This window comes from Candidatus Infernicultor aquiphilus (assembly GCF_002784285.1).
Classification (GTDB): Bacteria; Atribacterota; Phoenicimicrobiia; order Phoenicimicrobiales; family Phoenicimicrobiaceae; genus Infernicultor; species Infernicultor aquiphilus.
Genome location: NZ_PFKO01000310.1, coordinates 1 through 2,797, shown reverse-complemented (window position 1 = coordinate 2,797; position 2,797 = coordinate 1). Strand labels below are relative to the sequence as shown.

At 34.8% G+C, this 2,797-nt stretch carries 4 protein-coding genes; all 4 read left to right on the top strand.

The features are described 5' to 3' along the window. On the top strand, positions 1 to 1,126 hold a 1,126-nt coding region (locus COZ07_RS08620), incomplete at its 5' end, for a ribonuclease H-like domain-containing protein (RefSeq protein ID WP_406608159.1). 53 nt (positions 1,127 to 1,179) lie between these two features. Continuing rightward, positions 1,180 to 1,923, top strand: a complete 744-nt coding sequence (gene radC, locus COZ07_RS08615; RefSeq protein WP_406608158.1) for a JAB domain-containing protein — start codon at positions 1,180 to 1,182, stop codon at positions 1,921 to 1,923. After that, a complete protein-coding gene (locus tag COZ07_RS08610) occupies positions 1,920 to 2,423 on the top strand; it encodes an NUDIX hydrolase (protein WP_406608157.1) in 504 nt (167 codons plus the stop codon). Before radC ends, COZ07_RS08610 begins: the two co-directional genes overlap by 4 nt. Positions 2,424 to 2,454: 31 nt before the next feature. Beyond that, complete coding sequence (locus COZ07_RS08605) at positions 2,455 to 2,787, top strand: cupin domain-containing protein (RefSeq protein WP_406608156.1); 333 nt, start codon at positions 2,455 to 2,457, stop codon at positions 2,785 to 2,787. The last annotated feature ends 10 nt before the right edge of the window (positions 2,788 to 2,797 follow it).

Genomic DNA, 2,797 nt, shown 5'->3' with positions numbered 1-2,797 from the left:
GCTGTCGGGAAGATTTATTTCCACCCCTTTCGGAGATAGTTTTGTCCGAGAAAATTATTTTCCTCAAGATTATAAATGTGGCGAAATTAAGCTTTTTCAAATTTTTCAATCTTCTACCCAGACTATTTCTAGTTTAGCGAGGGATGCTAAATTAAAAGAGATAGATATTAATAAGACTATTTTTTTGGATACGGAGACTACCGGGTTGGCCGGAGGAACAGGAACTTACATCTTTCTTATAGGAGTAGGATATTTTGAAGAGGACCAATTTTGTGTTCGACAATATTTTATGCGGGATTATAATGAAGAACGAGCACTACTATCAGCGGTAAATGATTTACTGGGCAAGTTTAAAGCTGTAGTTACTTATAATGGTAAAACCTTTGATCTTCCTTTAATGGAAAGCCGTTATATTATGTCTGGAATGAAGATAAATTTAGAAGACCCTTATCATTTCGATCTTCTTTACCCCGCTCGCCGTTTATGGAAGAGAAGATTAGAGAGTTGTTCCCTCTCTACGGTAGAAAGAGATATATTGAAGGTTAGTAGAACTGATGATGTACCGGGATATCTTATCCCCGAGATCTATTTTAGATATTTAAAGACTAGAGATGCTCGAACCATGAAACCAGTCTTTGAGCATAATTTACAAGATATTCTCTCTTTAGTGGCATTAGTTAGTAAAATGTGTTTTCTGGTAGAAGATCCTTTAGAAAATGCTGAATATGGGATGGATATTTTTAGCGTGGGTAAGATATTTGATGCTGAAAAGAAATATGACCAGAGTACTTTATATTATGCTGAAGCTTTAAAACACAATTTATCAGAGGAAGAGGTTTTAGAAGCATTAAAGTTAGGTTCTTTTGCCTATAAAAGGCAGGGGAAATGGGAAGAAGCAGAAGAAATGTGGAAAGAGATAATAGAAAGAAGCTATGGTTTTGTCTATTATCCTTATGAAGAATTGGCCAAATATTATGAGCATTACTTGAGAGATTATCAAAAAGCAGAGCGGATGGTAGAAGAAGCTTTGAATATGGTAGAAAATATGTTTCTGAGAGAAAAATTGCAATATCGCTTAAATCGAATAAAAGGTAAAAAAAGGTGCCAGGCACTAAATTTGTCATAAGGTAAAAAAAGGTGCCTGGCACTAAATTTGTCATAGTCGTAAAGGAGGAAGAGATGGAGAAAAAGAATTATACCATAAAGGATTGGCCGGATGAGGAAAGACCAAGAGAGAGGTTAGTTAAGTATGGTGTAGATTATTTGACAGATGCTGAGTTATTGGGAATAATATTGGTGAAAGGCTATCAAGGAAAAACTTCGGTGGATATTGCTAAAGAGCTATTAATAGAAAATGGGAAAAGTTTAAGAAAATTAGATTCTTTGAGTTTTTCAGAGATGATTTCTGTTAAGGGAATAGGTATGGCTAAATTTGCTCAGATAAAGGCAGCTTTAGAGATAGGAAAAAGGCTCTTAAGGGAGGCCAGTTCATCTAAAAAGAAAATCCATAATGCTGTTGATTTGGTAGATTATTATGGACCAAATATGAGAGATTTAAAAAAGGAAATATTTAAGATAGTATTGTTAGATGTAAAAAATAAGATTATCGGGGATATCGATGTTTCGGTAGGAAGTTTGACCGAAAGTATTGTCCATCCCCGCGAAGTGTTAAAAGAGATAATTAAGGAATCTGCTGCTTCAGTTATATTTTTACATAATCATCCCAGCGGAGAATCAAATCCCAGCAAAAATGATATAGATATTACAGAACGTTTAACGGAAGCTTGTGACCTGATTGGAGTAAAAGTGCTGGACCATATAATTTTAGGAGATGATAATTATACCAGTTTTGCCCAAGAGGGCTTATTGAAAAAAGTAGGGGCAGACCTTGTGTCTGCCTTAAAAGGAGTTAGCAATGCATGAAAAGTAATTTATCCATAAAATTTTGTCCCTATTGTGGTTATAAATTAGCCAGAAAAATGTTAGAAGGAAGGAAAAGATTATTTTGCCTAAAATGTGGCAAAATATATTATGAAAATCCTATTCCGGTGGTAGCAGTAATAGCGAGAGATAACCAAGGCAGAATATTATTGATAAAAAGGGGGGTAGAACCCTGTAAAGGTGAATGGGCATTGCCCAGTGGGTTTATGGAAATAGAAGAGACTCCAGATCAAGCGGTTTTAAGGGAATTAGTTGAGGAGACGGGATTAGAAGGAAAATTAAGAAAATTAATAGGAGTTTATTCTAATAAGAGTAAGGTTCATGGTTATATAGTTACTATAATCTATGAAGCAGAGATAATAGGAGGTAACCTTTGTGCTGGTGATGACGCAGAGGAGGCAAAATTTTTTAACTTTAACCAGCTTCCTTCCCTGGCATTCCAATCTCATGATGAAGCGTTAAAGAAAGTTTTGCACGAATGATGAAATAATAAAAGAGGAGGTGAAAATAATAATGAAAGAAGTGAACTTTTACAAAATAAAGGACTTAAAACCTAAAGAAGTGATAAACGGTTCAACTATAAAGACAGTAGCAAATGAACATACCATGTTTACCTATTTTGAATTTGGTCCCAATCCGATGATGCCAAAACATAAACATCCCCATGAACAAATTTCTTTAGTTCTGCAAGGTTCAGTTAAAATGACTGTTGGAGAGCAAGTAAAAACTCTAAAAGTAATGGAAGGGGTAGTAATCCCTCCTAACATTGAGCACGAAGCGATAGCTTTAGAGTCAGATACTAAAGTATTGGATGTTTGGTATCCCTTAAGAAAAGACTATCTTTAAAAAATGAAAT